The sequence below is a fragment of the Olsenella sp. DNF00959 genome, from assembly GCF_001553055.1.
Taxonomy (GTDB): Bacteria; Actinomycetota; Coriobacteriia; order Coriobacteriales; family Atopobiaceae; genus Olsenella_I; species Olsenella_I phocaeensis.
Map to the genome: position 1 here is coordinate 306468 of NZ_KQ960128.1, position 26948 is coordinate 333415.

Genomic DNA, 26948 nt, shown 5'->3' on the forward strand with positions numbered 1-26948 from the left:
GGAGCGCCGCCTTCCCTACTCGCCGGCATCAGGGTCGTCCGGGTCAACCGGCATGCCCGAAAAGTTGAGGCCGCGGGAGAGGCGCAGGCTCGCCGCGTAGTCGAACGAGGGCGAGAAGAACGTCGTGACGTTGTCGAAGACCTCCTCCAGGGCGTCCTCGTATATGTCCCAGAAGCTGTCGGTGCTCGAGACGCCCTCCACGAAGGGATGGCTCCAGACATGGTGGTCGTGATTGTCGAAGGCCGAGGTCCTCTCGGCCCGCACGCGATGCGCCATGGCGCCATAGAGCGAGTAGCGCTTGTGGCCGACGAGGCGCTCCAATGGCGCAAGGACGCGGGCCTTGCCCTGGCGGGGGGTGTAGAAGAGGCGCTGCATGAGCCTGAATGCCTTGACGGCGCGCGTGTAGCAGTCGAGGTCCAGGGTGCGGCTGTAGGTCCAAAGGCCCATGTAGAAGTACAGCTTGTCGATGATGGCGAGGGTCTGGTCGCTGGCGTGCAGCACCTCCTCGTAGGGCCTGTAGTCCGCGACCGTCTTGCCCGTCTTGGTATAGAGCACCATCTCGTCCAGGTCGCGCTCGATCTCTGCGTGCACCTCTCCCCCGTCGGAGCGGTCGAGCCCGTCCACGCCGGCGTCGCAGATGGCGTACTCGTTAAAGAACACGAGGGGGTGCACGGCCCGGTCGAGCGTGTAGTGGCAGAGAAAGCCAGCGGCGTAGGCCTCACCCACGGGGCGCTCCTCGCGCGTGAGCATCGAGAGCGCGTCATGGAGCGAGAGCAGGAGCTTGGCAGGGCGGGCGTGGTGCATGAGGCCACCCACGCGGTTGCCCTTGGAGACGCGGGGGTCGGCCACCAGGTAGAAGAGGGGGTCCGGGCCCTGGTTGCCCAGGAAGAAGGCATCGTGCTCCTCGACGGAGAGCAGGCCCAGGCGGGAGGAGACGTCGGCGTAGGCGTCCCTGCCAAAGAAGTCGTGGGTGAGAATCGCGGGCACGGTGGCTCCTTCCTTCCGTCGTCCCACCCATGGTGCGGTTTATCACCTTGCGATGCAAGGGGCACTTGGACCCGTGCCCACCGGGTGCCCCGGCCCCGCCGCAGAGCCCTGGTGAGGGGCCGTTGGGCCTGAGCGGCGGGGATCGCGTACGAGGGCGCACATACAATATGCAAGAAATGCGCGATGGGCCCTGCTGGGAGGGAGCAGAGATGGCACGCACCAGGTTCACGAAGGCCGAGAAGAGCTGGATCATGTACGACGTTGGCAACTCGGCCCTCGTGCTGCTCGCGACGAGCGTCATCCCCATCTACTTCAAGTCGCTGGCCGATGGGCCCGCGCTCGTGGCCTGGAGCTACGGGGAGACCGTCGCCTCCCTGGTCATAGCCCTGCTCATGCCCATCCTCGGCTCCATAGCCGACATGCAGGGCATGAAGAAGAAGTTCGTCCTGGGCACGGTGCTCACGGGCGTCGTCGCCACCGTGGGAATGGGGTTCCCCACCAACGCGATGGCCTTCCTGGTCGTGTACGTCATCTCGTCGGTGATGCTCAACTCGTCGATCGTGTTCTACGACGCGCTCCTGGTCGATGCGACCACCGACGAGCACATGGACGAGGTTTCGAGCCAGGGCTACGCCTGGGGATACATCGGCAGCTGCGTGCCCTTCGTGGTCTGCCTCGCCGTCGTGCTCCTGCGCGAGCGGCTGGGCCTGGCGCTGCAGACCTCCATGCAGATCTCGTTCGCCGTCACCGCGGCCTGGTGGCTCGCCTTCACGATCCCGATGCTGCGCGACGTGGAGCAGACCCACTACAAGCCGCTCGAGAGCCACGCCCTCTCCAAGGCAGTGCGGGGCATCGGCTCGACCCTGCGCTGCATCGGCGGAGACGAGGCCCTGCGCACCTACATGCTGGCGTACTTCTTCTACATCGACGGCGTGCACACCATCATCAAGCTCTCCACGAGCTATGGGTCCGACCTCGGGATCGACGGCACCCAGCTCGTGCTCGCCCTGCTGGTGACGCAGTTCGTGGCCTTCCCCTCGGCCATCGCCTACGGCAAGCTGGGCAGCCGGGTGGGCACCCGCAAGATGATCCTGGTGGGCATCGCGGGCTACACCTTCATCACGCTCTTTGCCGCCTTCTTCCTCCGCAGCGCCGCCGAATTCTGGTTCCTCGCCATCATGGTGGGGCTCTTCCAGGGCGGGCTTCAGGCGCTCTCGCGCTCCGAGTTCGGAAAGCTCTGCCCCAAGGACCACGCCAACGAGTACTTCGGCTTCTTCGACATCTTCGGCAAGTACGCCGCCATCCTGGGAACCTTCATCGTGGGCACCATGACGGCGGTCACGGGAAGCGGGTCTCTGGGCGTGCTGTCCATCGTCGTGCTCTTCGTCATCGGCTTCGTCCTGATGACCCGCGTGCCCGAGCGCAGGTAGCGCCGGCGACGGCCGAACCCGCGGGCCACGGCGGGCCGCAGACTATGGGCCGCGAGCCACTGGCCAATTCCCGGCTGCCCTGGGGCGCCCGCTTCGAGCGCCTCGCACGGATTGCCAGCGAAGCGCGCATTCTATTTTTAGAATGCGCGCTTCGTCTCAAAATGCCAGGTCGGCATATGGGGGTGCGCATTCTAAAAATAGAATGCGCACGTGACAGCTCCCCGCAAGGGAAGAGGGCAGGTCATTCTCAGACGCAGCCATGTGCCGACGACCAGGCGGGAGATTCCGCTAGGGGTTGCAGTGGCCGCAGGGGCTATACCCCTGAGCGATGAGCTCCTCGCGCGTCGACTCCACGATTTTCTTGTTCTTGTCCTTCATTCGGCTAATGTCGCGGCACCCCTTGCGATGAAACTTGTGGGTATGGGTGTTGAGCACGTATGTCTGGGTCTGGGGCTCTGACGCGGAAACTACCGAAGTCGGTTCCTGGGCTGATGAGACCTCCTGTTGGGCCGTGGAGGCATCGGGGGACTTCTCCTCTGGCTTGGAGGACACCTCGACTCTGAAGGACTTCTTGGCGCTGTTTCCGCTTGCATCGCAAGCTCTGACCACGAGCTCGTAGCTGCCCGGAACGTTGGTGTCAACCGACCCGTCGATGAGGTACCAGCCCACTTCGTAGAAGTTCTTCCCATCCTGGCTTCCCTTGGGGACTGGCTCCTCCTCCACGCGTGGCAGAGCCCCATCCACCGGATCTGCCGTGACACTCACGTTGGAGGCCACGTCGAGGCCATCCCCCTGCACAATCCCCAGCACGTCCTGTGCGAGAGTGATGTTGGGAGCGCGGGTGTCACGCACCTCGAAGGCGACGTTCTGCTCCTTCGTCTTGTCGCCCAGGTGGATGACATAGCTCAGCTCCTGTCGCCCGAGCCTCCTAAGGTCGATACCGCCAGAGGCGGAGACCTCCGCGCCCTCGTCGGAGCATCTCACGAGAGTCAGGGGATCAACGGGAAGGTCGGAGTACTCGAGCACCCCAGTCGTAGGGGTGAGATTCACCGCATCCAGCCTTGCCTGCATTTCGTCCGTCCGCCCCTCCGTCGAGGGAGCCTCCCCGCTGTTTTGGACAGTGCTCGCCCCTGCGGAGTAGCAGGCCGTAAGGAAGAGGGCGAGGGCTGCCGGCAGCCAGTAGCGTCCCGCCCTACGTGCCCAGGCGCGCGTCGAAGTCTCCTCGACGAAGGTGAGGCAGCCGGTTCGATAGCTGCTTCACCGGAGCAAGGAAGAACGCCGCCAAAACGAAGAGCAGCGAGGAAAGACTGGGAAGGAAGCAAAATGAGAAGAGGAGACAGGCTCCCGTACAAGCCCAGCGAAAGACGCTCCCCGCAAAGCCGAACGCCCGGCCCTTCCAAAGCCTGCGCAGCATGAGCTCCCCCTTGCAAGGAAGTGAACCTGGAATGTGTGATCGTGAGTCCAAGGATAGGTTTCCGGATGCCTTCCAGGACAAGATATGCACGGACGGCAGAAGGGAGCGGCAAGCGGGGTACGCCAGCTAGGAGACGCTGGCAAACTCGCCCGTGTGGTAGTCGATCCGGTAGCCCTTCGCAGCGTTGTACACCTCGAGACGCTCGTCGATCTGCCCGTCAGACGAGAGGACGTCCACCATGACCGAGCGGCAGATGGGCTCGTACCCCTCGTAGAGGGGCGTCGCCACGTACTGGACGCTCACGTCGGGATACGCCTCCAGCCAGCTGCGGATGGCCGACTCGAACATGTCCATTCCGCCCTGCCCGTCGTTGGCGCCGACGTTCTGCATCCTCGTCCCGCAGACCAGGTTCTGCAGCTCGTCGCTCCCGCCCAGGGACTTGGCGAGCAGGTGGCTGCGGTTCCAGAACCAGCCGTGGTAGATGCGCCCGTCAGGGAGCTCGATGGATGCCTCCTCGTTGTGGGAGGGCCACCCGGATGGGTCTGGGAGGGAGCGCGAACGCGCCCTGGCACGACCCTCGTCCATCATCTGGCGCGTGATGCACGCGCGCACGCGACCCGTCCTCCCCAGCGCGTCCAGTCCTTCGTAGACGACCTTCCCCGGCTCGAGCGGCTCTGCGACCTCGGCCGTGCCGACCAGGCGAACGTAGTTGGGGCTCTCCTGCTCCGACCAGCTGGTGTAGGCGAGAGCGCCCGGCTCCGTCGCCGCGGCATCGACGGAAGTCCCCGGATCGCCGTCCTCCGAGGGGGACGTCTGGGACCTCGCGGCCATGGGTTGCGCCCCGGGCACCCCATAGGGGGCGGTGGCCAGGACGCCCAGGGCGACGGCAAGGCCGCAGGCGACAAGGAAGTTGCGCCATATCCTCCTGCCGGCCCTGTTTGGAGAGGGGCCTTTTGCAAACGCCACGGGAGGGCGAGCCATCTAGTCCCTCGAGACCTCGTCGGGAATGGCCAGGCCTCCCCCGCTCCGCGCGATGGCCTCCATGACCCGGGCCGGAGCGTCGTCGAGGTCGCGGGCGATGTGGAAGCTCGCCGTTCGCTTCGCCTCGTCGCTGCCGTTCTCCACGCAGACCGAGTTGGGAAGGCGACGCATGAGGGCGAGGTCGTTCTCGGAGTCCCCGAAGAACGCCACCTCGTCCGTCGCGAGCCCAAGGGCCTCGAGGAGGAGGTCAAGTGCCGTGCCCTTGTTCCAGCCGCGGGGCATGACGTCCAGGAAGCCGGGGGCGGGAGAGACGAAGTCGAGCTCCGGCGCCGCGACGGCAAGCTCCTGGCGGACCTCTGCAAACCTCGTGGTGGAGCCGCTGCAGAGGAAGCCCACCGTGAGGATGGGGCAGTCGGGCAGCTCGGGGGCAAGGGTGACGTCCACGCGCCCGCCCTCGCTGGTGCGCATCCCCGCCGCCTCCTCGGCGCTCGCCCCCAGGAGCAGGCGCTCCGCGCTCCCGTCGGAACGGGCCGGCCCATGGGTCACCAGGCCGCAGTCACGCTGGCTCGCGGCGTAGTCGACGACCTTCTGGAGCGCATGGCGGTCGAGCTCCCGCCTGTACACCACCTCGCCACCCGCCAAGACGTACTTGCCATTGGCGAGGATGCCGTTCTCTATGGTGACGCTTCCCTTGCCGAAGAAGCCCATCACGTCCTCGAGCTCGCGCCCGCTTGCCGGGCCGAAGCCGATTCCCGCCCGTCGCAGCGCCTCGATTGCCGCAAGCGTCCGCGCGGAGACCTCCTGATGCCCAAAGGGCAGCAAGGTGCCGTCCATGTCGCAAAGAACGAGTCGTATCATGCGAATTCTCCCAGCGTCGGCCAACCGCGCGGACGCGGGGCGAGTCTCGTGTGAGATAGTAAGCCAAAAAAGGGAGGGACATGGCCCAGGCGAGCGCGGAACGCAACGCACGAGACATGCTCGAGCAGGCGCGCGAGCTCATCCGGAGCGGTCACTCCTCCCGTGCGGCGACGGCATGCCGTGCCCTCGCCGACGTGCGGCGCGAGCTCTCCGCCCAAGAGGCGGTGGACCTCCTGGAGCGCGCCTGCTGCATGGCGGACGCCTCCGTGGTGGAGGCAGTTTGGCAGGCCTTCTCGGGAGACTTCGCCTACAGCGGCTGGGCGCTCGCGCTGGCCCTGCGCTGCGCCCGCGAGGACGTGGCTCGCCTGCTCCTCTCCCGGGGCGTGGACCTCCTGGGAGGCGTCCGGCACCCGCGCGCGATTCGCTCCCTCCTCCCCCACGAGGGGGTGTTCACCCGCTTCGACCTCGTGCGAGAGAGTCCTACCCTCTTCGTGAACAACATGGACCCCACGGTCTCGACCGAGGTCTTCGAGCCCTTCACGGGCAGGGAGCAGCTCGCCGGGCCGCCCTATGCGCCAGAGGTCGACCTCGCCGCCAGCTGCGGGCTCGTCGCACGCCTGGCCGAGGAGGGGCTCTTTGACGCCACGGTGTTCGACGACCTGCTGCGCGCCAGCGCCGTCAAGGCCTGGAAGGCCCTGCGCCATGCCGACCGGCGCGACGAGGATGTGGCCGGAACCTGCCTGGGGCTTGCGCGAAGGCTCCTCGAGCTCCATCGCGAGCGCGGCATGGGGGACTCCAACATCGAGCACGTCCTGGGAAACCTCATAGTCCCCCGGGCGGACCCGGCCATCGTCGCCTTCGTCTGCAAAACGGAACCCCAGGTCTTCCTGGGAAGGCTGGTCGCCCTCGGGTGGCTCCGCGAGGACGGCGAGCTGCTGCGCTCGATGGTGCCCCTGCTCAGCGCGGGCAGCGAGGAGCAGAACCGTGCCGTCCTGGTCTGCTGCGCCAGGAACTCGTTCCTGGACGAGCTCGGGCTGCTCGAATCCTGGCCGCGCACCATGACCGAGCGAAACCTCCGGGAGGCCATCCGGGCGGCAAGCGAGGCGGGCCGCGCCGAGGCCGTAGCCTGGCTGCTGGCACGGCTCAAGGGGGTGGGCGACGCGGCGGCCAGGCAAGCCCTTGGGGACGACGTGGGACCAAACCCCTCGCGAAGGGTCAAGGGCCTTGCGTCGTCCCAGCCCAGCCACATCGTCTCGACTCCTTCCGGGCCTCTCCCTGACGCAGGGGAAGACGATGGGGCCCAAGGCGAGAGGGACGCCCTCGCGCTGGAGGTGGTCTCGCTCGCCCGAGACGCCCTCCTCGCCCAGAACCCCTTCCTCGCCTCCAGCATGGGCCTGCTCGAGCTGGCGCCCCGGGAGCTGGGGGGCACGTCCCTCTCGACCGATGGCGGGACGCTCTGGTACGACCCCACCCGCATCCTCGACGAGTTCCGCGCCACGCACGAGCCCCCCGTCCACGAGATCGCCCACCTCTTCGTGCACTGCCTGCTCCTGCATCCCTTCGTAGACGCCAGCGTGGACGCAAGGTCATGGGACCTCGCCGCCGACATCGTGGCCGAGGGCCTCTCCACCGAGCTGGTGGGCCCGCGCGAGGGAGAGCGCGGGAAGAAGATCGCCGCGGTGATGGAACAGCTCCACGACGCCTTCGAAGGGCGCGTCACGACCGAGAGGCTCTATGGGCGCCTGCGCAGGGACTGCTGGGACAACATGCGCGAGGTCTGGGAGGAGCTCTTCCGCGTGGACGACCACGCGCCCTGGCACCCCCGTGCGGCAGACCAGCCCACCGACGAGGGCGACGGGGCGGACGCGCAGGACGGCCCCTCCGACGGCCAGGCGGATTCCCAACGCCGCAGGAGCTCGCAGGGCCAGGACCAGGGCTCCGCAGGCTCGGACGGGCACGGGAGCGGGGGCGACTACCGCGACGGCATCTGGGACGAGGACGAGGGGGGCGTCAAGGGAGAGGGGCCCTCCGAGGCCGAGGGTCCTGCCCACGGCTCCCCGCGCCCCCAGCAGGCACCGGCCCGCGACCCTGCCGCGGAGAGCGCGCGGCGGGAGGAGGAATGGAGGGAGGCGGCCAAGTCGATCCGCGTCGACCTGCAGACGCTCTCGAGGCAGAGCGGCCAGCGCGTGGGAGGGCTCGTCGGCGAGCTCGAGGTCTCCTCCCACGAACGGGTGGACTACCGCGAGTTCCTGCGGCAGTTCGCCGTCCAGAACGAGGAGATGCGCCTCTCGCAGGACGAGTTCGACTACGTCTTCTACACCTACGGACTCGAACTCTATGGAGACACGCCCCTCGTCGAGCCACTCGAGTTCAGGGACGAGCGGCGCATCCGCGACTTCGCCCTGGTCATAGACACCTCGAGCTCGGTCACGCGCGAGGTGGTGCAGCAGTTCGTCGATGCCAGCTTCGACGTCCTCAGCAGCGAGTCAAGCTGGGCCGCCCGCACCAACATCCACATCATCCAGGCGGACCTGCGCGTGCAGAGCGACGTGCGGATATCCTCCGTCGCGGACCTCGACCGCTGGAGGCGCGACATCAAGCTCAGGGGCTTCGGCGGCACCGACTTCCGCCCCGCCTTCCGCTACGTGAACGACCTCCTCGCCAACGGGGAGTTCGACGACCTGCAGGGCCTCATCTACTTCACCGACGGCTGGGGCATCTACCCCGACCGGATGCCGCCCTACAAGACGACCTTCGTCTTCTACGACGAGGACCACCGTCCCGAGCTGGTGCCACCTTGGGCGCTGCAGATCACGCTCCATCCCGGGGAGTTCGAGTCGCTCTCCATCTACTAGCGAGCGCCAGCACGACCAGGCGGGCAAGCGCGCGACAGGGAGCCAGACGCGCTCCGAGGAAGGAAGAAACGTGAACATACGATCGGCGACCGAACAGATCGAGGGTGCCGTCAGGGCCTACCTGGCAAAGGACGAGCACGGGCTCTATCTCGTGCCACCCCAGATGCAACGGCCCATCATAGTGATGGGCCCTCCCGGCGTGGGCAAGACCGCCGTGGTGGCCCAGGTCGCCGACAGGCTGGGCGTCAACTTCGTCTCGTACTCCATCACGCACCACACGCGACAGAGCGCCCTGGGGCTCCCCTACATCGCCGAGGCGGAGTTTGGGGGCAGGACCTACCGCGTGAGCCGCTACACCATGAGCGAGATCGTCGCGGCGGCATACGACAGCATCGAGGCCACGGGCGTCAACGAGGGCATCCTCTTCCTGGACGAGGTCAACTGCGCGAGCGAGACGCTCATGCCCGCCATGCTGCAGTTCCTCCAATACAAGACCTTCGGCCAGCATCGCCTGCCCGAGGGCTGGGCCATAGTCTGCGCCGGCAACCCACCGGAGTACAACCGGGCGGCGCGGGAGTTCGACCCCGCGATGATGGACCGCCTCAAGCGCATCGACGTGGAGCCCGACTTCGAGGTGTGGATGGACTACGCCGTCACCCATGGGGTGCACCCGGCCATCACCACCTACCTCTCCAGCAAGCCCGCGAACTTCTACAAGGTGCGCGCAAGCGTGAACGGGACGCGCATGGTCACGGCACGGGGCTGGGAGGACCTCTCGCGCATGCTCCTCGCCTACGCCCACGAGGGAATCGAGACGGGCCAGGAGCTCGTCTCCCAGTACCTCCAGGACAAGCAGGTCAGCGAGGACTTCTCGCTCTACCTCAGGCTCTTCGAGAAGTACCAGGACGACTACAAGGTCGCGGACATACTTTCCGGAAGCGCGGGCGAGGACATCTGCGGTAGGGCGGCCAGGGCGCCCTTCGACGAGCGCGTCGCGCTGGTGAACCTCCTCCTGGACGCGCTGGTGTCCCAGGCACACGCGGTCGATGCCCGGGAGCTCGCCCTTTCCGACGTGAGATCGGAGCTCGGCCTGCGCGAGGGGGACGCCGGTACGCCCGCCGCGCAGGGAGGAGCCGGGAGGCTGGCGGCGCTTGCGGCCAAGGCCCAGGACGAGCTTGCGGAGGCACGCTCCAAGGGAGGGGTTCCCGAGGGAAGGCTCCTGAGGCTCGCCGGGCGCCAGGAGCTCCTCGAGGGGCTGCGGGCGCTTCTCGCCCGAATAGAGTCCGAGCGGCGCCCCGAGACGGACGCGCAACGCGTGGCGGAGCGGCTGTCGTCCCGACTCGACGAGCGCGCACGCGAGCTCGAGGCCGAGGCCACGAGCTGCGCCCGGGGACTCGACCACGCCCTCGACTTCCTCGACGGCTGCTTCGGCGAGGGCCAGGAGCTGCTAGTCTTCGTCACCCACCTGGCGGTCGACCCCACCTTTATGGGCTTCGTCGCCAACCATGGGTCCGATTCCCTCGCCCGCCACGGCAGCGCCCTCATGCTCCACGAGCGCGGGAGCGAACTCCTGGGCAGGGTCGAGGCCCTGGGCAGGTAGGGACTGCCCCGCAATGGGCCCCGCGCCTGCCCAGGGCGGGCGCGGGGCCTCGGCTACTCGACGCTCTTGAGCGACTCGACCATGTCGACGCCGTCGAGCTTGTGGCGCATCGCCAGGAGCACCAGACCCGTGAACAGCAGGGTGAGCGCGAAGGCGACGGCGAAGCTCTGCGGGTGTATCTCGCGGCCGAACATGACGTAGTCGACCTCGGCGGTGGTGACGACGAAGTTCTCGAGCCAGACCCCGAGGAACATCCCCAGGACGTCCCCCAGAAGCGAGAGGATCCAGATCTCGCGGAAGATGTAGGCGTATACCTCGCGCCGGGTGAAGCCCAGGACCTTGAGGCTCGCGATCTCCCTCACGCGCTCCCCGATGTTGATGTTGGTCAGGTTGTAGAGCACGATGAAGGCGAGGGCCGCCGCAGATACGACGAGCACCACGACCACGGCGTTCACCGCGCTCAGCATGCTCCGGTAGGTGTCTATCGTCTCCTCGCTGAAGAGCACGGTGGAGACCTCGTGCCACCCGTGCAGCTCGCGCGCGATCTGGCTGCGGGCCTCCGGGTCCTTCGTGCAGTTGGCGAGTATGGTCGAGAAGGCGGGGACCTCCTGCCGCGCGCGCCACCAGGCACCGCGCCCCACGTAGACGTAGTTCCCGACGTAGTTCTCGACCACGCCGGTCACCGTGAGGCGCAGGCCCTCGCCCACGGCGTTGCCCACCTCGTCCTGTTCGTAGACGGTGACCTGGTCCCCCACCCCGACGCCGCAGAGGGTGGCGAGCTTCTCGCTCACCAGCACGGAGTCGTCCGTGAAGTCGACCCGCGCGCCGCCCAGACGCTCCCTGAAGCTCACGAGCGAGCGCAACTCGGCGGACGCGCGGGGGACCACCACGCTCACGCGCGTGGTGTCGGTGGCAGAGCTGCCCTCCCCGGGGCCCGTAGCCTGCATGTTCGTTTCCTGTACGCGGCAGAGGTCCTCCACCTCGCCCGTGGACTCGAGGAAGTCGACGACCGAGCTCACGTCCAGCTCGTCGGCGGAGGCGCTCAGGCCCACCGTGGTGTCGTAATGGACGATGGGACCAAACTGCCTGTCGATGATGTCCCATATGGAGTCGTGCAGTCCCAGCCCGACGAGCAGGAGGGCGGCGCACCCCGATATGCCGATCACCGTCATGAGCAGGCGGCGCTTGTAGCGGAAGAGGTTGCGCAGGGTCACCTTCCACGAGAACGAGACGCGCGCCCAGAGGGGGCCCATGCGCTCGAGCAGGATGCGCTTGCCAGGCTTGGGGGCACGCGGGAGGAGGAGAGACGCCGGGGTCTCGCGCAGGCTGCTGATGACGGCCGCCCAGGTCGCCAGGAGGGTCACGCCCACGCCCAGGCCGCCCGCGAGGAGGGCGGAGCGCGGCTCGACAGGCAGGGGGAACCCCAGCGGCGGTAGCGCGTAGATGATCGAGTACGAGCTCATGATGATGTGGGGCAGGAGCTGGGAGAGGAGCGCGATCCCCAGGACGGCTCCTGTCCCCGCCGCGAGCCCGGCATAGAGGAGGTATCTGAGCGCGATTTGCGCCTTGCCGTACCCCAGGGCCTTGTAGCTGCCAATCTGCATGCGTTCGTCCTCCACCATGCGCGTCATGGTGGTGAGCGACACCAGCGCCGCCACGAGGAAGAAGAAGAGGGGGAAGACGTTGGCTATGGAGTCGATGCGCTTGCTGTCCGCGCTGTAGGTCGCCGCCCCCTCGCTCTGGCCGCGGTCGAGCACGTAGAAGTCGGGCAGCTCGATGGAATCGATCTTCTCCTGCGCGTCCTCGAGCTGCCTGAGGGCGTCAAAGAAGCGCCTGTCAGCCTCGTCCTTACCGCTGCGATACTCCGCCAGCCCCTCCTCGTAACGCGCCCGCGCGTCGTCCAGCCTCTGGCGGGAGGAGGCCAGCTCCCGCGCCGCTGCGTCGAGCTTGTCCTTTGCGCTGGCCAAAGACTCGTTGGCATCACGTTTTTTCTGGTCGAGCTCGGCCTGCCCGGCGTCGAGGCGCGCCCTTCCGTCCTCGAGCTGCCGTCGCCCCTCGACGAGCCGGGACTCGGAGTCCACGAGCTTCGCAGCAGACTCGCGGGCGGCCGCAAGTGCCTCGAGCTCCTGCTCCGAGGGAAGTTGGGACTCGATTGTGGCGATGCCGGCCTCGAGTTCCGGAAGGTACGCCACGCTGGCATCGAGCCCGGCCAGACTCTGCTCGAGCTGTTCGAGCTGCGCCCTCGCCTGGTCGAGCTGCTCCTGCATCTGGGGCGTGAAGCCCTCCTGCAGGAGCTCCTTGGCCTCCTCGAGCCGCTCCACGGCAGATCTCGCCTGAGCTATGCCCCCCACGAGTGCCTCCCGCTGCGAGGCCGCCTCCTCGATCTGGGACCTCTGGGCCTTCAAGGCCTCGAGCTGCTCGCGTGCCGAGGCCAACTGGGCAAGGCGGTCGTCGAGAGCCGCGAGGAGCTCCAAGGCGCTCCCGCCCATCCCCTGTGGCGCAAGGGCTGAGGACAGGGCGTCGTAGCCCTCCCTCCATTCGGACTCTGCCGCCACGAGCGCGGCCTCCTTCTGGTCGAGGAGGTCGCGCTGCTCGTCTATCTGCTCCTGGGCGTCCGCGAGCTGTCGCTCGGCGTCCGCCTTCTGGTCGAGGTAGGTGGAGAGGCCCTCCTCGTACTCGGCCTGGCCCGCGTCGAGCGACGCCTGACCGCTGGACATGCTCTTCTCGGCATCGTCGAGCTCCGCCTTCGCCTCAGCCAGCTTCCCGTAGGTCTCGCCGTGCTGCTCCTCGTATTCCGCCCACTTCTCGTCGAGCTCCGACTGGGCCTTCGTCCTGAGGTCCTCCTGGCGCTCACGCTCGAGAACGCTGGCCTTCCCCTCGAGCGCCGCCTTCACCCTGCCCACGACGTCAAAGTAGGCGTCCGACTCGCTCAGCTCCTCGCGTGCGCCCCTCACCGTCAGATATGCCTCGCTGTAGGGGCTCGCGTCCTTGAAGGCCTCCTCGCCGACGAAGACGAGCTGCTCGATCGATCCGTTTCCCAGCTTGGTCGACCCAAGGCTTCCCGTGTAGGGATGGTCGGGGGAGCTGACCGTGCCCACGACTTCGAGCCTGCGCGCCTCGAAGAGGTCCGCGAAGCCCTTGCCGCCGTAGAGGACGTCGACCTTTTGGCCCTCACCTGCCTTCACCGGGGCGTCGGAGCAGACGACGCACTCGTCCGGACCCTCGGGCCAGCGACCGCTCCTCAGAAGGAGCCTGTTCAGGTAGGAGTCGTCGTCCGACTCGACGGAGCCGCTGCCCAGCTGCCTCGATGACTCCGCGCTTCCCGTCCTAATCGAGCTGATCCGGACGGCAAGCTGCTCGTCGCCCAGGCGGGCCATGGCATCGACGGAGCGCGAGGGCATGACGTCCTCGACGCCGTCGACCTCCGCCAGACGCTCGAGGTCGGCGACGTCGAGCCCCAGCGTGCTGATGACTCGCAGGTCCCAGAGCCTCGTCTCGTCGTAGTAATGGTCGGCGGCGAGCCTCATGTCCGCACCGCTCGCCTGCAGGCCGGCAAAGAACCCGCACCCCAGCGCGACGATGCCCATGATGGCGAGGAAGCGGCCGAGGGAGCCCCTCACGCCGCGCGCGAGCTCAACCCAGAAGGCAAGGCGCCTCCCACGGCGCGTCGACCTGGCCTTGTCGGGCCCACCCGGCATGGGGCTACCACTCCACCGTAAGCGCGTCGACAGGGCACTCGTTCGTCTCTATGCTCTGGGCACGCCCCTCGCGCACGCGGATGACGCGGTCGGCGATGCCCGTGAAAGCGAGGTTGTGCGTCACGATGGCGACGGTACGCCCGTCCACCCTGCAGCTGTCCTGCAGGAGCTTGAGGACCTGCTTGCCCGTCCGAAAGTCCAAGGCGCCCGTCGGCTCGTCACAGAGGAGTAGCTTGGGGTTCTTCGCCAGGGCACGGGCGATGGCGACGCGCTGCTGCTCGCCGCCAGAGAGCTGTGAGGGGAAGTTGTCCGCGCGGCCTGCCAGGCCGACCTGCTCGAGAACCCTGGCCGCAGGCAGAGGGTCGCGGCAGATCTGGCTGGCGAGCTCGACGTTCTCCAAGGCGGTGAGGTTCTGCACCAGGTTGTAGAACTGGAAGACGAAGCCTATGTCGTGCCGTCTGTACTGGGTGAGCTCTCGCTCCCCCATGCCACTCACGAGCTGTCCGTCAAGCTCGATCGTCCCAGAACTGCAAGAGTCCATGCCCCCCAGCATGTTGAGGACGGTCGTCTTGCCCGCGCCGGAGGGTCCCACGATGACGACGAGCTCGCCCCGCTCGATGGAGAAGCTCATCCCGTCGACGGCCCGCACCTCCACGTCGCCCATCCTGTAGGTCTTGCATACGTCCCTGAACTCGATGAATGCCACACGGACCCCCTTCCCGGCCCCATCATGACACAGGGAGGTTTAGGACCGCCGCATTTTCGGCCATGGGGACGCGCCTCTTGGCGAGAGGGGGCTCAGGCCCTGCCGCCAGGCCCCCTGGCATCCCGGATGCGACCGACGCCCAAGTAGAAGAGGGCGACTCCGACAAGGGCAAGCAGCACCGACGACAGGGCCAGAACGACCCCACGCTCGAGCGAGACGAGCATGAACCTACCGGCCGCCAGGGCAACGACGAGGCCCAGCAGGAGGAGGGCCACCCCACCGCGTCGCGGCTCTCCCAGGGGTTCGCCGTCGCCAAGGCCCGGGCGTCCCTCCCTCTCGCGACGCACGAACGAGGGCTCCTCTCCCCATTCGATGCCGTCCGCGAACTCCCCCAGGGCGGAGGCGACGCTTCCCTCGCTCCGGGGGCCGATCACGTAGCGGGCTGCTTCCAGAGCCACTCCCGGCGCGTCCTCGCAGGTGGCGGAGCACCCCGCCCGGAGCATGCAGCCAAGCCCCGCGGCGGACTCCCCCAGGAAGGCAGCGTCCTCCCAGCCGAGCCCATGCGTCGCGAGCAGGCAGCCCACCGCGCCTTCGAAGCCCCGCGCCTCGGAAGGCGGGAACGCGCGGCCCCCGTCCAGAACCATCGCGCCGCCGTCCAGGACGGCTAAGGGCGCCAGGTCCCGGCTGCCGCCCAGGAGCGCAGAGAGCTCCTCCCTGCCACCCCCGCAGAGGAGGACGACGCGAGCCCCAAGCGCCTCCAGGCGTCCCAAGGCGTCCAGCTCCTCCGCAGACGCAACGCCTTGCCTGGTTGGCCCCAGCATTCCCGCCTCTATGGCAACGAGCCTGAGCAACGTCACGACCCCCTCTCTCGTGCGAACCACGCCAAGGCGGCTCCGTCGCACGTCGATTCCTGTACCCAGTATTCCCACGCACTTGCTGCCGTACCGCCCCGACTTCCAAAGTGCGGGAACCCCACCTATGGGGACTCTGGAAGGTCCCGCACCCCCTCGATGCCCACCACCGAGGCGAGCGGGACCCGGAGGCTTCCCACCAGCAGGAGGCCATGCCCCTCGTCGAGGCCGAGGAAGGGCCCCTCGGCCGACCTGGTCTCACCCTCCGCGTGATAGCGCACGACGACGGCATCTCCCCTCCCCAGGTCGACAAGCCGGCGGGAGAGCTCCGCGCCCCGCTCGTCCGAGAGCTCGGGCCGAACGCTCAGGGTGAGCCGTCGCTCCCGCTCATCCAGGGCCTCCCTGAAGCCCTTGAGGGGCTCGAAGGGAATGAAGATCTTGGCACGCTCGGAAAGCGGCATGCGCGGGTGCCTCAGATAGAACTCATCCACTGCGATGGCCCCCTATCTGCGCGTTTCTCTCGCGCGCCGTCGCGTCGGGCAGGAGGTCGAGCCCCCTCAGAAGGGCGTTCTTGCCGAACCTCCGCTTGACCGCGCTCACCGCCTCCTGGCGTGCCCGCTCGCGCGGTGACTCCCCCTCCCCCTGGAAGAGGCTCAGCTGGAGCCCGCGCTCGTCCGCCCCGTGCACGTCACCCAGGGTCAGGGTGAGCCGGTGTATGGGCCGACCCGGGTCTGCCACCTGACGAAAGAGCGGCTCGAGCGCAGCCCAAACCTGGTGCAGCGAGCTCGTGGGGGCGGGAAGGCGGACGGAGCCGCCATCCGCGAACTCCCCCCAGCGCACCCGCCGCCCGTGCTCGCCCTCGGCCGTGGCGTGGCTGGACGTGAGGGCGGCCTTTTCCCTGCCGTTAAGGCGATACCCCAGGGCAAGAGAGAGGGACGAGGCCACAAGCCCCCTCTCTACCAGCTCGAGGACGAGGGCATCCGCCATCTCCTTCGCGATCACCAAGCCGCCCTCGATGCCAACGTCGTCGCCCAGGACCTGCCCGCTGCTCAGGCTCTTGCTCTGGGACCGATAGGCCTTTATGTCCGCGATCGTGACGGGCTCCCTGCCCCAGGCATGGTCTATGAGCAGCTCGGCGTCTATGCCGAAGATGCGATAGAGAAGCTCACGCGGGTAACTGGCGACCTGCCCCATGGTATGGATGCCCAGCTCGGAGAGCCGCCGGGCCGTACCCGCCCCCACGCGCCAGAAGTCGGTGATAGGCCGGTGGTTCCAGAGCGTGGCGCGGTAGCCCTCCTCGTCCAGCTCGCCGAAGAAGCCAGGGTCATGCTTCGCCGTGATGTCCAGCGCGACCTTGGCGAGGTAGAGGTTGGTCCCCAGGCCACAGGCGGCGGGTATGCCCGTCGTCCTCACGACGTCCGCGCGGATCCGCTCGCCCAGCTCGCGGGCGCTGCAGCCGTAGAGCTCGAGGTAGCCCGTCACGTCCAGGAAGGCCTCGTCTATGGAGTAGACATGGATGTCGTCGGGAGAGAGGTAACGCAGGTAGACGGCATAGACGTCAGCCGAGCGCTCGATGTAGAGCGACATCCGGGGCGGCGCCATGAGATAGTCGATCGAGGGCGGAATCTGGAACACGCGGCAGCGGTTGCGGACGCCCAGGGCCTTGAGCGCGGGCGAGACCGCCAGGCATATCGTCTTGCTCGTGCGTGTGGGGTCGGCCACCACGAGCCTGGTGGTCATGGGGTCAAGCCCGCGCTCGACGCACTCGACCGAAGCATAGAAGCTCTTGAGGTCGATGACCAGGTACTGGCGACGTGACCCGGTGGCGGCCTCGCCTCCCCCATCGGGCCACGGGCACGTCTTTGCCCGCATGTGGCCTAGCCCTGGTACACGATGCCGGCCTTGACCCTCTCCTGGGCCTCGTCGCCCAGGATTCGGCGGACCAGGACGAGCCCGAGCTCGATGGCCGTACCCAGTCCCTTGCTCGTCACGACGTTGCCGTCCTCCACGACCGCGTCCTGGAGAAGCTTCGCCCCGTGCTCGACGAGGACCTCCTGGAAGCCGGGATTACCCGTGGCCCTGCGCCCCTCGAGAAGCCCGAGCTCGGCCAGCACCGAGGGCGCCGCGCAGATCGCCGCGACGTCGCCGCCGTGTCCCACGTGCTCGACGAGCGCCTGGCACAGGGGCCCGCAGGCGCGCAGGTTCTTCGTCCCGGGCATGCCCCCGGGAAGGAAGAGCAGGTCGTAGCCAGAGAAGTCGAAGTCCTCGTCGCAGACGCTGCGATCGCAGCCCACGCTCACACCATGGCTCGAGACGACCGTGAGCCCGGGCGCGACGGAGACCTTATCGCAGGGGATGCCCGCCCTGAATAGCAGGTCGGCAACCACGAGCGCCTCGCACTCCTCGAAGCCCTCGGCAAGGAACGCCGCCACCCTGTACTCGCTGGACTGCCTGAACATGTGAGCCTCCCCTTCTCGCCCTTCCATGCCACAAGAGTATAGAACATGTGTTCCTATATTGGAAGCTCAGTCGTCGGGACCGGGCTTGCGGCGGCGCGACTTCAGCTGGGAGCGCCTCCGCTTCTCGTCCAGCCTCCTCTGGCGGGCGGCGCGGCTGGGCTTGGTGGCATGCCGCTGCTTGGGCGGGACCGACCGGCGCAGGAGCTCCCGCCTCAGCTTCTGGAGGCAGAGCAGGCGGTTCTGGTACTGGCTGCGTGACTCCCTGCTGGTCACCACGATGCCCGTGGGGAGGTGCCTCATGCGGACTGCGGAATCGGTGGTGTTGACGCCCTGCCCGCCGGGACCCGTGGCACGGAACGCGTCCACCGCACACTCACCCGCAAGCTCCTCGATCCCCTTGCGTGCGAAGCGTGCGTAGTCGCAATGTCCCAGGCCGCCCTTGGCGTCCATGCTATGCCGCCTCCAGCCTGAGCTCGCGCCGGAACGCCAGGAGCACCCACAGCGAGAGCACGAGCGAGAGGAACGACATGACCGGGTAGTTGAGCCAGAGCCCCGTGAGGCCGAGGGGCCAGAGGAGCGGGAGCTCGAGGAGGGGGAACACGAGCGCGCTGCACACCGAGAGGAGCGAGGCCAGCTTCGACATCTGGATGGCCGTCATGAGGGCCTGGGTGGCAAACGAGAACCACCTCACGGTAAACGACACGGCGAACACGCGGAAGGCGACGGTCGCGAGGGCCATGAGCTCGGGGGCCGGGTCAGAGATGAAGAGCAGGGTGAGCTCGCGCGGGAGAAGGGCCATCGCGACGCCGGAGGCGAGCGAGATGGCGGCACAGGCGGCGAAGACGCAGCGCTCGATGGCGACGACGCGGTCCTGGCGGCGAGCGCCCCAGTTGTACCCCACGGAGGGCTGCAGCGAGTCGCAGACTCCGTAGATCAGCGGGAACACGAAGCCGTCCACGTACATGAGCAGGCCGTAGGCAGAGACCGCGTACTCCCCACCCAGAAGGAGCAGGGCCGCGTTGAGCGCGATCGAGGTGACGCGGCCGGCGACGTTGTTGAGGAAGGTAGGCATGCCAGAGGCCGCGATCTCCCGCACGAGGGCCCAGCTCAGGCGAGGCCTCACGAAGCGCAGCTGCATCCTCCCCAGGGCGAAGGGCAGAAGCGCGAGCACGGTGCAGACCGCCATGGCGAGGGCGTAGCCCAAGGCGGCCCCCAGGATCCCCAGGTGCAGGAAGTACATGAGCGAGAACTCCACCACGCCGCCGAACACCGCCATGAAGACGTTGAGGGCGAGGGAGGAGCGAATCCTCCCACAGGCCTTGAGGTAGTTGTCGACCGCAAACATCCCCACCGTGATGGGCGAGAAGGCCGCGTAGACGCGCAGGAAGTCCACCGCCATCGAGGCGAGCTCCCCCGTCGCCCCCATGGCCGCCATGATGGCGGGGGCTGCGAGGAAGAGAGCCGCGCCCGTGACGGCACCCAGCAGGACGTTGAGGAGGACGGAGCAGCTGAAGATGTTGTTGGCCCGCTCGTCGTCACCCCTTCCCATGCTGATCGAGATGGGAACGGACGAGCCCACGCCGATCATGTCGCCGAAGGCGAAGTTGAGGATGACGAAGGGCATGGCGAGGTTGACCGCGGCGAAGGCCTGCTGCCCCAGGAGCTGCCCCACGAAGATGCCGTCGGCAAGGTTGTAGAGGGCGGACGCGAGCATGCTGGCCGCCCCCGGGACCGCCGCCACGAGGAAGAGCCTGAGTGGAGGCGTGTCGACGAAGAGCCTGCGGGCGCGCTCCGCCGCCAGGCCGCTCTCCTCCTGCATCTGCGCCATGCGTCCCCTCTCGCCTGCAAAAGTGCTTGGAATCGGCAAGGTGGGCCGCGCGACGGCTCCGCAATGCCCAAACAAGAAAATACCAGTCGAAGGGAACGTCCGCACGCAGGGAGGACCCGACGCACGGACGTCCCGACGGGGCGTCACGAGGCCGCCGGCCACGCCCGTGACGCGCTACTCGCTCCTGAGCGCCTCCACCGGGTCGCGGCGGGCGGCCATGCTCGAGGGGGTGAGCCCGGCGACCAGGGTGAGTCCCACGCTGATGGCGACGAGCGCGAGGGCGCTCTGCCAGGGCAGGACCATGATGTTGGGCACTCCCTTCCAGCCCAGCACGAAGGCGTTCACGGGAACCGAGGCCAGGTACACGAGGCCGACGGCGAAGACGCCCGAGAGAAGCCCCTCGATCACGGTCTCGGCATTGAAGATGTTGGCGACGTTGAGCCTGGAGGCGCCCATGGCGCGCAGGATGCCGATCTCCTTCTTGCGCTCGAGGACCGAGATGTAGGTGATGATGGCGATCATCACCGAGCTGACCACGAGCGAGATGGACACGAAGGCGATGAGCACCGTCGAGATCATGTTGACGATGTCGGTCACGGAACTCATGAGGGCGCCCACGAGGTCGGAGTACTGGATGGTCGAGTCGGGCTTGCCGGCGGCCTCCTCGCCTCGGTTGTAGGAGTCGATGACCCCCTCCACCGACTTCTTCGCGTCGAAGTCGCGGGGGTAGATGCTGATCGACTCGGGGTCGTCGAGCCTCGCGTAGCCTAGCTTCCTCATGTTGGCGTCGTAGCTCAGGTCTTCCGCGTTCATGTAGTTCTGCAGGAGGGAGCTCAGGTCGTCCTGGCTCATGTTGACCTTGATGGCGCGCGAGAAGGCGCCGGCGTCCACCGAGAAGCCGCTCTGGAGCGCGGAGGAGAGGGACGACATCTGGCTCTGCAGCTGGCCCGCGATGGCGTTGGAGAGCTGCGTCCCCAGCCTGGAGGTCGTGGCGGCCACCTGGGTCTGGAGCTGGCTCGCGAGCTGGGTGGCCATGACCTGCGCCGCCTGCGTCACGAGGCCCTGCAAGGCGTTGGAGAAGTAGGGAGCGAGCTGCTCCTGGAGGTAGCTCTGCATGGCCTTCCCGACCACGTCGCCCAGGCTGGAGTCAAGACCTCCCTGCAGGTCGGCGAGGATGGCCTTCGCCTCGTCGGTCTGCAGGTACTCCTGGACGAGGGCGGCGTAGTCCACCTGCGCCCCCTCGGAGGGGACGAGCCTGCTTCCCGCCCAGGCTGCAAAGCCGGAGGCGAGCCTGTTGGCGTCGTCCACCAGCTTCGCCCTCTGCTCGTCGGTGAGGCCCGAGAGCGCGTCGGTGATGCCGCTCTGCGCGAGGTCGAACTTCGGGGCACCCGCCATGAGCGCCGCCATGCTCTGGGCGTTGAAGATGCCAGACAACTGGCTCGTGTCGAGGCTGACCGAGCTCATGTCGAGGCCCGAGGAGTCGGGAGCGAGCCCCGAGAGGTCGAGCGAGCCCAGGTCCATTCCCGACGAGAGCCCGGACAAGGAGCTCGTGTCGAACGAGAACGCGCTCTTGAGGGCGGCCTCGTCGACCGTGAAGAGGGAGCTCATGTCAAGCTCCTTGCCCTGCTTCTGCTGCAGCTCCTCGAAGCTCTTTCCGGTGAAGACGTCCGTGTCGGGCTTGGCGATCTGCTCCTTCACGATGTCGGAGTCCGCCGCATCCTGGATGAGCTCGCTCGTGAGCGCCGCGGTGTAGCCTATGCCCTCGCGCACGAGGCTGGAGGAGCTCGCGCTCTTGGGCTTGACCACGCCCACGACCCTCAGGGTCAGTCCGCCATCGACTGCGGAGCGCAGGAAGGCGTCGTCGCCCGACATGTCGGTCCAGCCTCCCGTGCTGTCGTTCCTCTGGTAGAGGGCCGACGAGGGGACGACCTTGAAGGTCATGCCCAGCGCGTCGTCGTAGCTGAAGTCGCGGTAGTCGTCGGGCACCTGCACCTCCTGGCCGTTCAGCATCTGGCTCATCATGTCGTTCATGGCTTCGGTGTCATAGAAGCCCAGGCTATAGAGGGTGTAGTCGCTGATATTGCCGTTGGAGTCGAGCACGAGCACCGCCTCGTCCGCCGCCTTGGGCCAGCTGCCGGCGACGACCTCCATCTGGTCGTCGAGCATCTTCTGGTCGCTCACGAGCTCGTTGAAGGAGGAGCTGGTCGTGCCCCCCGTGAGCGCCGAACCCATGACCCCGCTCGCCATCTTGGTGGTCACCTCCGAGGGGTTGAGTCGCGTGACGCCCGCGCTCGTGTCGGCCTCGTAGATCTGCGGCGTCACGCCATAGGAGTACTTGATGGTGTTGACGTAGGGCTCGATTCCGCTCTGACCCCCCTCGAGGTAGGCCTTGAAGGACGAGAGGTCGTTGTTCTTCACCTGGGCGAACATGTCGGTCATGATCCTGTCCTGGCCGATGGTCCCGCCGCCTGCGGAGGCCTGCTGCGCCTCTCCGCCAGAGCTGCCGCCCGCGATGCCGGAGCCCAGCAGGCTCGAGACGTCGAAGCTGCTCTTGGTGATGGTGAGCGGATAGGAGGCCAGCGAGCTCTCCTCCGTGTCCTTGATGTAGCCGTTCACGCCGTTCGAGAGGGCGAGGATGGCAGCGATTCCGATGATGCCGATGGAGCCCGCGAAGGCGGTGAGGAAGGTGCGCCCCTTCTTGGTCATGAGGTTGTTGAACGAGAGCGAGAGGGCCGTCGCGAACGACATCGAGGCATGCCTGCCAGGCTTGGAGGCGTCCCTCTCCCCTGGTCCGGCGGTGGCCGAGGCAGGACCTGACACGCCGGCCATGGCTCCCGACGCGCCCGCGCGCGCCGTCCCCAGCCCCTCGGGGCGCAGGGGGTCGCTGTCACCCTCTATGCGACCGTCGCGCACGCGCACGATGCGGGTGGCGTAGGCCTCGGCGAGCTCGGGATTGTGCGTGACCATCACGACGAGGCGGTCGCGTGCCACCCCCTTCAGGATGTCCATGACCTGCACGCCGGTCTCGCTGTCCAAGGCGCCGGTGGGCTCGTCGGCGAGGACGATGTCGGGGTCGTTCACCAGCGCGCGTGCGATGGCCACGCGCTGCATCTGCCCGCCGGAGAGCTGGCTCGGGCGCTTGTGCAGGTGCTCGCCGAGCCCCACGCGCTCGAGGGCCTCCCTCGCCCGCGCGCGCCGCTCCGAGCGGCCCACCCCCGAGAGCGTGAGGGCGAGCTCGACGTTGGAGAGGATGCTCTGGTGCGGGATGAGGTTGTAGCTCTGGAAGACGAAGCCCACGCGGTGGTTGCGGTAGGTGTCCCAGTCCTTCGAGCCGAAGTCCTTGGTGGAGGTCCCGTTGACCACGATGTCGCCCGAGTCGGCGTGGTCGAGGCCGCCCAGGATGTTGAGCATGGTGGTCTTGCCCGAGCCCGAGGGCCCGAGGATGGCCACGAACTCGTTGTCCCTGAAGGTCACCGACACGTCGTCCAGGGCCACCTGGGTGAAGGAGTCGGTGACGTAGGCCTTGCGTATGTTCTTGAGCTGGAGCATGGCAGACCATCCCTCGCGCGCGATTTTTCACCTGCTGGTTCTACCCAGAACGCCCCGACCTAGGCAGAGACGGGAAGATTCATCCCATGCACACCTGACGCCTGGCGCGAGACGAGGGAGGATCGAAGGGGACGCCTCTCTCCCCCTCATCTGCTTCTGAAGCAATTGGTTTAATTTATATGCAATATGTGGTGTTTCACAGAAATTAAATAACAATATGTTGTGCTAATCCCAGATGGACTGGTTTAGACTGGGTCTCACCCCTCGCAAAGGACTCTGGTAGGTTAGATAGAGCTAACAGTGCGGGCGCCGCAGGAGACGCCCGCAAACGGACCCTTGGGAGCGTGCGATGCAGAAGGCATGGGAAGGCTTCGTCGGCGGCAACTGGGAGCGCCACGTGGACGTCAGGGACTTCATCCAGAGGAACTACACGCCCTACGACGGCGACGAGTCGTTCCTCGCAGGGCCCACCGAGGCCACGAGGAGGCTCTGGGACGAGGTCATGGACCTCTTCGAGGAGGAGCGCGCGCACGACGGCGTGCTCGACATGGACACCGACGTCGTGAGCACCATCACGAGCCACGGGCCCGGCTACATAGACCGCCCGCTCGAGAGGGTCGTGGGGCTGCAGACCGACCGCCCCCTCAAGCGCGCCCTCATGGTGGACGGCGGCATACGCATGGCGGTGGCCGCCTGCGAGAGCCACGGCTACCATGTGGACCCCCAGATCGTCGACTTCTACACCAAGCGCCGCAAGACCCACAACGCCGGGGTCTTCGACGTCTACACGCCCGAGATGCGCGCCTGCCGCCACTCGCACATCATCACGGGGCTCCCCGACGCCTACGGGCGCGGGCGCATCATAGGCGACTACCGCCGCGTCGCCCTCTATGGCGTGGACTTCCTCGTCGCAGAGAAGAGGGCCGAGAAGGCGGGCACCCAGAAGCACATGACGGAGGCCGTGATACGCCATCGCGAGGAGCTGGCCGAGCAGGCGCGCGCCCTCGAGGAGCTGAGGGAGCTCGGGCGCATCTACGGTCTGGAGCTGGGCCGCCCCGCCCAGGACTTCCAGGAGGCTGTCCAGTGGCTCTACATGGGCTACCTCGCCGCCGTCAAGGAGCAGAACGGCGCGGCAATGTCCATCGGGCGCAACTCCGCCTTCCTCGACGTCTATGCCGAGAGGGACCTGGCCCAGGGCCTCTTGGACGAGTCCCAGGTGCAGGAGATCATTGACCACCTGGTCATGAAGCTGCGCATGGTCAAGTTCGCGCGCACCCCGGAGTACAACGAGCTCTTCTCCGGCGACCCCCAGTGGGTCACGGAGTCCATAGGCGGCATGGGCGTGGACGGTCGCTCCATGGTCACCAAGACGAGCTACCGCTACCTCCACACGCTCGAGAACATGGGCACCAGCCCCGAGCCCAACCTCACCGTGCTCTGGAGCACCCGCCTGCCCGAGCCTTTCAAGCGCTACTGCGCCAGGATCTCCATCGCTACCAGCTCCATCCAGTACGAGAACGACGACCTCATGCGCGTGTACCACGGCGACGACTACGCCATCGCCTGCTGCGTGAGCTCGATGCGCATCGGCAAGGAGATGCAGTTCTTCGGAGCCCGCGCGAACCTCGCGAAGTGCCTGCTCTACGCCATCAACGGCGGACGCGACGAGAAGACGGGCGAGCAGATCGGCCCCAAGTTCCGTCCGGTGGAGGGCGAGTACCTCGACTACGACGACGTGGTGGAGAAGTACCGCGACATGATGGCCTGGCTCGCCGGCGTCTACGTCAACGCCCTCAACATCATCCACTACATGCACGACAAGTACTGCTACGAGCGGCTCCAGATGGCCCTGCACGACGAGCACGTGCATCGCTGGTTCGCCACGGGCATCGCCGGGCTCTCCGTCGTGGCGGACTCGCTGAGCGCCATCAAGTATGCCAAGGTGCGCGTGCTGCGCGACCAGACGGGCCTCGTCACCGACTACGAGGTGGAGGGGGACTTCCCCAAGTACGGAAACGACGACGACCGCGTTGACCAGATCGCCCATGACGTGGTCGAGGTGTTCATGAAGTACGTGCGCGAGACCGACACCTACCGCAGGGCCGTCCCCACGACCTCGATCCTCACCATCACCTCCAACGTGGTCTACGGCAGCGCGACGGGCAACACCCCGGACGGACGCAGGGCCGGGCAGCCCTTCGCGCCCGGCGCGAACCCCATGCACCGGAGGGACACCCACGGTGCGGTCGCCTCGCTGGCGTCCGTGGCGAAGCTCCCCTTCCGGGACGCCCAAGACGGCATCTCCAACACCTTCTCCATCGTTCCCGACGCCCTGGGCAAGCGAGGGGGCGTGATGTTCTCGCCCGACGAGCTCGACCTGGGAGACGTGGACATCGCGGGAATCGACTTCTCCAAGGCCGACTTCTCGCTTGAGTCCCACGTCGACTGCGCCTGCGCCGCCGACGCCTCCGCCGGCGAGGGCCAGGCAGACCGTCCGTAGGGCGAGGCGGCGCCGCGAGCCCCAAGCCAACGCACACGACAGACCACGAAGAAAGGACTCCCATGAAGTGCTCGGACATCCCCGAGGAGCAGGTGGACAACCTGGTAGGGCTGCTCGACGGCTACGCGCAGGAGGGCGGTCACCACCTCAACGTGAACGTCTTCACCAAGGAGACCCTCCTCGACGCCCAGGCCCGCCCCGAGAGGTACCCACAACTCACCATCCGCGTCTCGGGCTACGCGGTGAAGTTCAACTCGCTCACCCGCGAACAGCAGGACGACGTGATCGGCCGCACCTTCCACGAGGCGCTCTAGGCCTTGGACGAGGTCGAGAGGACCCTGCTGCCCCAGGCCTCGGACCCGCTCGCCAGCCGCGGGCGGGTCCATTCCGTCGAGAGCATGGGGACGGTGGACGGACCGGGCTGCCGCATGGTCGTCTTCCTCCAGGGCTGCCCCCTGCGCTGCGCCTACTGCCACAACCCCGACAGCTGGGACTACGCGGGCGGGAGCGAGGCCAGCGTGGGCGAGCTCCTCGAGCGCTTCGAGAGGAACCGCCCCTTCTACCGGAGGGGCGGCATGACCGTGAGCGGAGGGGAGCCCCTGGCCCAGCCCCGCTTCGTGGCGGACCTCTTCCGTGCGGCGCACCGGAGCCCCCGTGGCCGCATCCACTGCTGCCTCGACACGTCGGGGGCGACCTTCGACCCCAAGCGTCCCGAGCCCTTCTCGCCCGTGCTCGCCGAGTGCGACCTCGTGCTCCTGGACATCAAGCACAGCGACCCCGCAGGGCATCGCAGGCTCTGCGGCTCGGGGCCCGAGGCGCCCCTCGCGCTCGCCGACGAGCTGGCGCGCAGGCGCATCCCCACGGTGGTGCGGCACGTCGTGGTGCCTGGCATCACCGACGTGGAGGAGGAGCTCAGGGGCCTGGGCAGGCTCCTGGGGAACTGGGACAACGTCGTGGGCCTGGACCTCCTCCCCTACCACACCATGGGGAGGGATAAGTACGGGAGGCTCGACCTTCCCTACCGCCTCGAGGGCGTGCCGGCAATGGACCCCACGCGTCTGCCCGAGCTCAGGGCGATCGTGATGGAGGCCCGCGCCGCGCGCAGGGCGGAGCGGGTGCGCTAGGTCCGTCGGAGCTCGCTGCGCCACAGAGCATGTGATCCATCGGCGTCCGCGGACCGCTGGATCTGCCCTTTGCTCGGCGTGTCTGGCCCTCCCCCAAAAAGAAGGGCA

At 67.4% G+C, this 26948-nt stretch carries 18 protein-coding genes and 1 pseudogene; 6 read left to right on the forward strand and 13 right to left on the reverse strand.

All coding sequences use genetic code 11. The features are described from left to right. Positions 1–15: 15 nt before the first annotated feature. The gene (locus HMPREF1868_RS06320) at positions 16–987 is read right to left on the reverse strand and encodes a hypothetical protein (RefSeq protein ID WP_062531337.1); all 972 of its coding nucleotides are present in this window, start codon (positions 985–987) and stop codon (positions 16–18) included. 209 nt (positions 988–1196) lie between these two features. Between HMPREF1868_RS06320 and HMPREF1868_RS06325 the strand changes: the two genes are divergently transcribed. Beyond that, a complete protein-coding gene (locus HMPREF1868_RS06325) occupies positions 1197–2417 on the forward strand; it encodes an MFS transporter (protein WP_009279052.1) in 1221 nt (406 codons plus the stop codon). A 288-nt stretch (positions 2418–2705) separates the two neighbouring features. Here HMPREF1868_RS06325 and HMPREF1868_RS06330 read toward each other — a convergent pair whose 3' ends face one another. The 3 genes from HMPREF1868_RS06330 to HMPREF1868_RS06345 all read right to left on the reverse strand — a co-directional run bounded on the left by HMPREF1868_RS06330 (position 2706) and on the right by HMPREF1868_RS06345 (position 5670). Further along, a complete protein-coding gene (locus HMPREF1868_RS06330) occupies positions 2706–3488 on the reverse strand; it encodes a DUF5011/hyalin repeat domain-containing protein (RefSeq protein WP_062531338.1) in 783 nt (260 codons plus the stop codon). A 469-nt stretch (positions 3489–3957) separates the two neighbouring features. Next, entirely contained in the window at positions 3958–4797 is an 840-nt protein-coding gene (locus tag HMPREF1868_RS06340; protein ID WP_231782271.1) for a DNA/RNA non-specific endonuclease, read from the reverse strand. 15 nt (positions 4798–4812) lie between these two features. Further along, on the reverse strand, positions 4813–5670 hold the full coding sequence (locus HMPREF1868_RS06345; protein WP_062531341.1) for an HAD family hydrolase: 858 nt from the start codon (positions 5668–5670) through the stop codon (positions 4813–4815). An 80-nt stretch (positions 5671–5750) separates the two neighbouring features. Between HMPREF1868_RS06345 and HMPREF1868_RS06350 the strand changes: the two genes are divergently transcribed. Then, positions 5751–8525 carry a DUF2201 family putative metallopeptidase gene (locus tag HMPREF1868_RS06350; protein ID WP_062531342.1) on the forward strand — a complete coding sequence of 925 codons (2775 nt, stop codon included), beginning with the start codon at positions 5751–5753 and terminating at the stop codon, positions 8523–8525. A 70-nt stretch (positions 8526–8595) separates the two neighbouring features. Further along, entirely contained in the window at positions 8596–10125 is a 1530-nt protein-coding gene (locus tag HMPREF1868_RS06355; protein ID WP_062531343.1) for an ATP-binding protein, read from the forward strand. A 53-nt stretch (positions 10126–10178) separates the two neighbouring features. Here HMPREF1868_RS06355 and HMPREF1868_RS06360 read toward each other — a convergent pair whose 3' ends face one another. From HMPREF1868_RS06360 to HMPREF1868_RS06400, 9 genes and pseudogenes are all read right to left on the reverse strand, one after another. After that, positions 10179–13823 (reverse strand): FtsX-like permease family protein, encoded by a 3645-nt coding sequence (locus tag HMPREF1868_RS06360; protein WP_062531344.1) that lies wholly within the window; start codon positions 13821–13823, stop codon positions 10179–10181. Between the two features lie 4 nt (positions 13824–13827). Beyond that, positions 13828–14529 carry an ABC transporter ATP-binding protein gene (locus HMPREF1868_RS06365; RefSeq protein ID WP_009279045.1) on the reverse strand — a complete coding sequence of 234 codons (702 nt, stop codon included), beginning with the start codon at positions 14527–14529 and terminating at the stop codon, positions 13828–13830. A gap of 92 nt (positions 14530–14621) precedes the next feature. Next, complete coding sequence (locus HMPREF1868_RS06370) at positions 14622–15386, reverse strand: HAD family hydrolase (protein ID WP_062531345.1); 765 nt, start codon at positions 15384–15386, stop codon at positions 14622–14624. 119 nt (positions 15387–15505) lie between these two features. Continuing rightward, positions 15506–15871 carry a hypothetical protein gene (locus HMPREF1868_RS06375; RefSeq protein ID WP_062531346.1) on the reverse strand — a complete coding sequence of 122 codons (366 nt, stop codon included), beginning with the start codon at positions 15869–15871 and terminating at the stop codon, positions 15506–15508. After that, positions 15864–17252 carry a Y-family DNA polymerase gene (locus HMPREF1868_RS06380; RefSeq protein ID WP_062531347.1) on the reverse strand — a complete coding sequence of 463 codons (1389 nt, stop codon included), beginning with the start codon at positions 17250–17252 and terminating at the stop codon, positions 15864–15866. Before HMPREF1868_RS06380 ends, HMPREF1868_RS06375 begins: the two co-directional genes overlap by 8 nt. Before the next feature lie 5 nt (positions 17253–17257). Further along, positions 17258–17839 carry a DJ-1 family glyoxalase III gene (locus HMPREF1868_RS06385; protein ID WP_062531348.1) on the reverse strand — a complete coding sequence of 194 codons (582 nt, stop codon included), beginning with the start codon at positions 17837–17839 and terminating at the stop codon, positions 17258–17260. 66 nt (positions 17840–17905) lie between these two features. Beyond that, a pseudogene (locus HMPREF1868_RS06390) lies at positions 17906–18214 on the reverse strand (peptide chain release factor-like protein); the annotation flags it as partial. 76 nt (positions 18215–18290) lie between these two features. Next, positions 18291–19667 carry an MATE family efflux transporter gene (locus HMPREF1868_RS06395; RefSeq protein WP_062531349.1) on the reverse strand — a complete coding sequence of 459 codons (1377 nt, stop codon included), beginning with the start codon at positions 19665–19667 and terminating at the stop codon, positions 18291–18293. A 174-nt stretch (positions 19668–19841) separates the two neighbouring features. Next, entirely contained in the window at positions 19842–23216 is a 3375-nt protein-coding gene (locus tag HMPREF1868_RS06400; RefSeq protein ID WP_062531350.1) for an ABC transporter ATP-binding protein/permease, read from the reverse strand. 349 nt (positions 23217–23565) lie between these two features. On the opposite strand from HMPREF1868_RS06400, the gene pflB reads away from it, so the two are divergent. The 3 genes from pflB to pflA all read left to right on the forward strand — a co-directional run bounded on the left by pflB (position 23566) and on the right by pflA (position 26840). Next, positions 23566–25716 carry a formate C-acetyltransferase gene (gene pflB, locus HMPREF1868_RS06405; protein ID WP_062531351.1) on the forward strand — a complete coding sequence of 717 codons (2151 nt, stop codon included), beginning with the start codon at positions 23566–23568 and terminating at the stop codon, positions 25714–25716. Positions 25717–25778: 62 nt separating this feature from the next. Beyond that, positions 25779–26030: a glycine radical domain-containing protein gene (locus HMPREF1868_RS06410; protein ID WP_062531352.1), complete on the forward strand. Its 252-nt coding sequence runs from the start codon at positions 25779–25781 to the stop codon at positions 26028–26030. Between the two features lie 3 nt (positions 26031–26033). Continuing rightward, a complete protein-coding gene (gene pflA, locus HMPREF1868_RS06415; protein WP_062531353.1) occupies positions 26034–26840 on the forward strand; it encodes a pyruvate formate-lyase-activating protein in 807 nt (268 codons plus the stop codon). Positions 26841–26948: the final 108 nt, after the last annotated feature.

Excerpts from the sequence above, each read along its gene's own strand:
- HMPREF1868_RS06325 (WP_009279052.1), top strand. The coding sequence starts at position 1,197 with ATGGCACGCACCAGGTTCACGAAGGCCGAGAAGAGCTGGATCATGTAC.
- HMPREF1868_RS06330 (WP_062531338.1), bottom strand. The coding sequence starts at position 3,488 with ATGCAGGCAAGGCTGGATGCGGTGAATCTCACCCCTACGACTGGGGTG.
- HMPREF1868_RS06345 (WP_062531341.1), bottom strand. The coding sequence starts at position 5,670 with ATGATACGACTCGTTCTTTGCGACATGGACGGCACCTTGCTGCCCTTT.
- HMPREF1868_RS06350 (WP_062531342.1), top strand. The coding sequence starts at position 5,751 with ATGGCCCAGGCGAGCGCGGAACGCAACGCACGAGACATGCTCGAGCAG.
- HMPREF1868_RS06360 (WP_062531344.1), bottom strand. The coding sequence starts at position 13,823 with ATGCCGGGTGGGCCCGACAAGGCCAGGTCGACGCGCCGTGGGAGGCGC.
- HMPREF1868_RS06380 (WP_062531347.1), bottom strand. The coding sequence starts at position 17,252 with ATGCGGGCAAAGACGTGCCCGTGGCCCGATGGGGGAGGCGAGGCCGCC.
- HMPREF1868_RS06385 (WP_062531348.1), bottom strand. The coding sequence starts at position 17,839 with ATGTTCAGGCAGTCCAGCGAGTACAGGGTGGCGGCGTTCCTTGCCGAG.
- HMPREF1868_RS06395 (WP_062531349.1), bottom strand. The coding sequence starts at position 19,667 with ATGGCGCAGATGCAGGAGGAGAGCGGCCTGGCGGCGGAGCGCGCCCGC.
- HMPREF1868_RS06400 (WP_062531350.1), bottom strand. The coding sequence starts at position 23,216 with ATGCTCCAGCTCAAGAACATACGCAAGGCCTACGTCACCGACTCCTTC.
- pflB (WP_062531351.1), top strand. The coding sequence starts at position 23,566 with ATGCAGAAGGCATGGGAAGGCTTCGTCGGCGGCAACTGGGAGCGCCAC.
- HMPREF1868_RS06410 (WP_062531352.1), top strand. The coding sequence starts at position 25,779 with ATGAAGTGCTCGGACATCCCCGAGGAGCAGGTGGACAACCTGGTAGGG.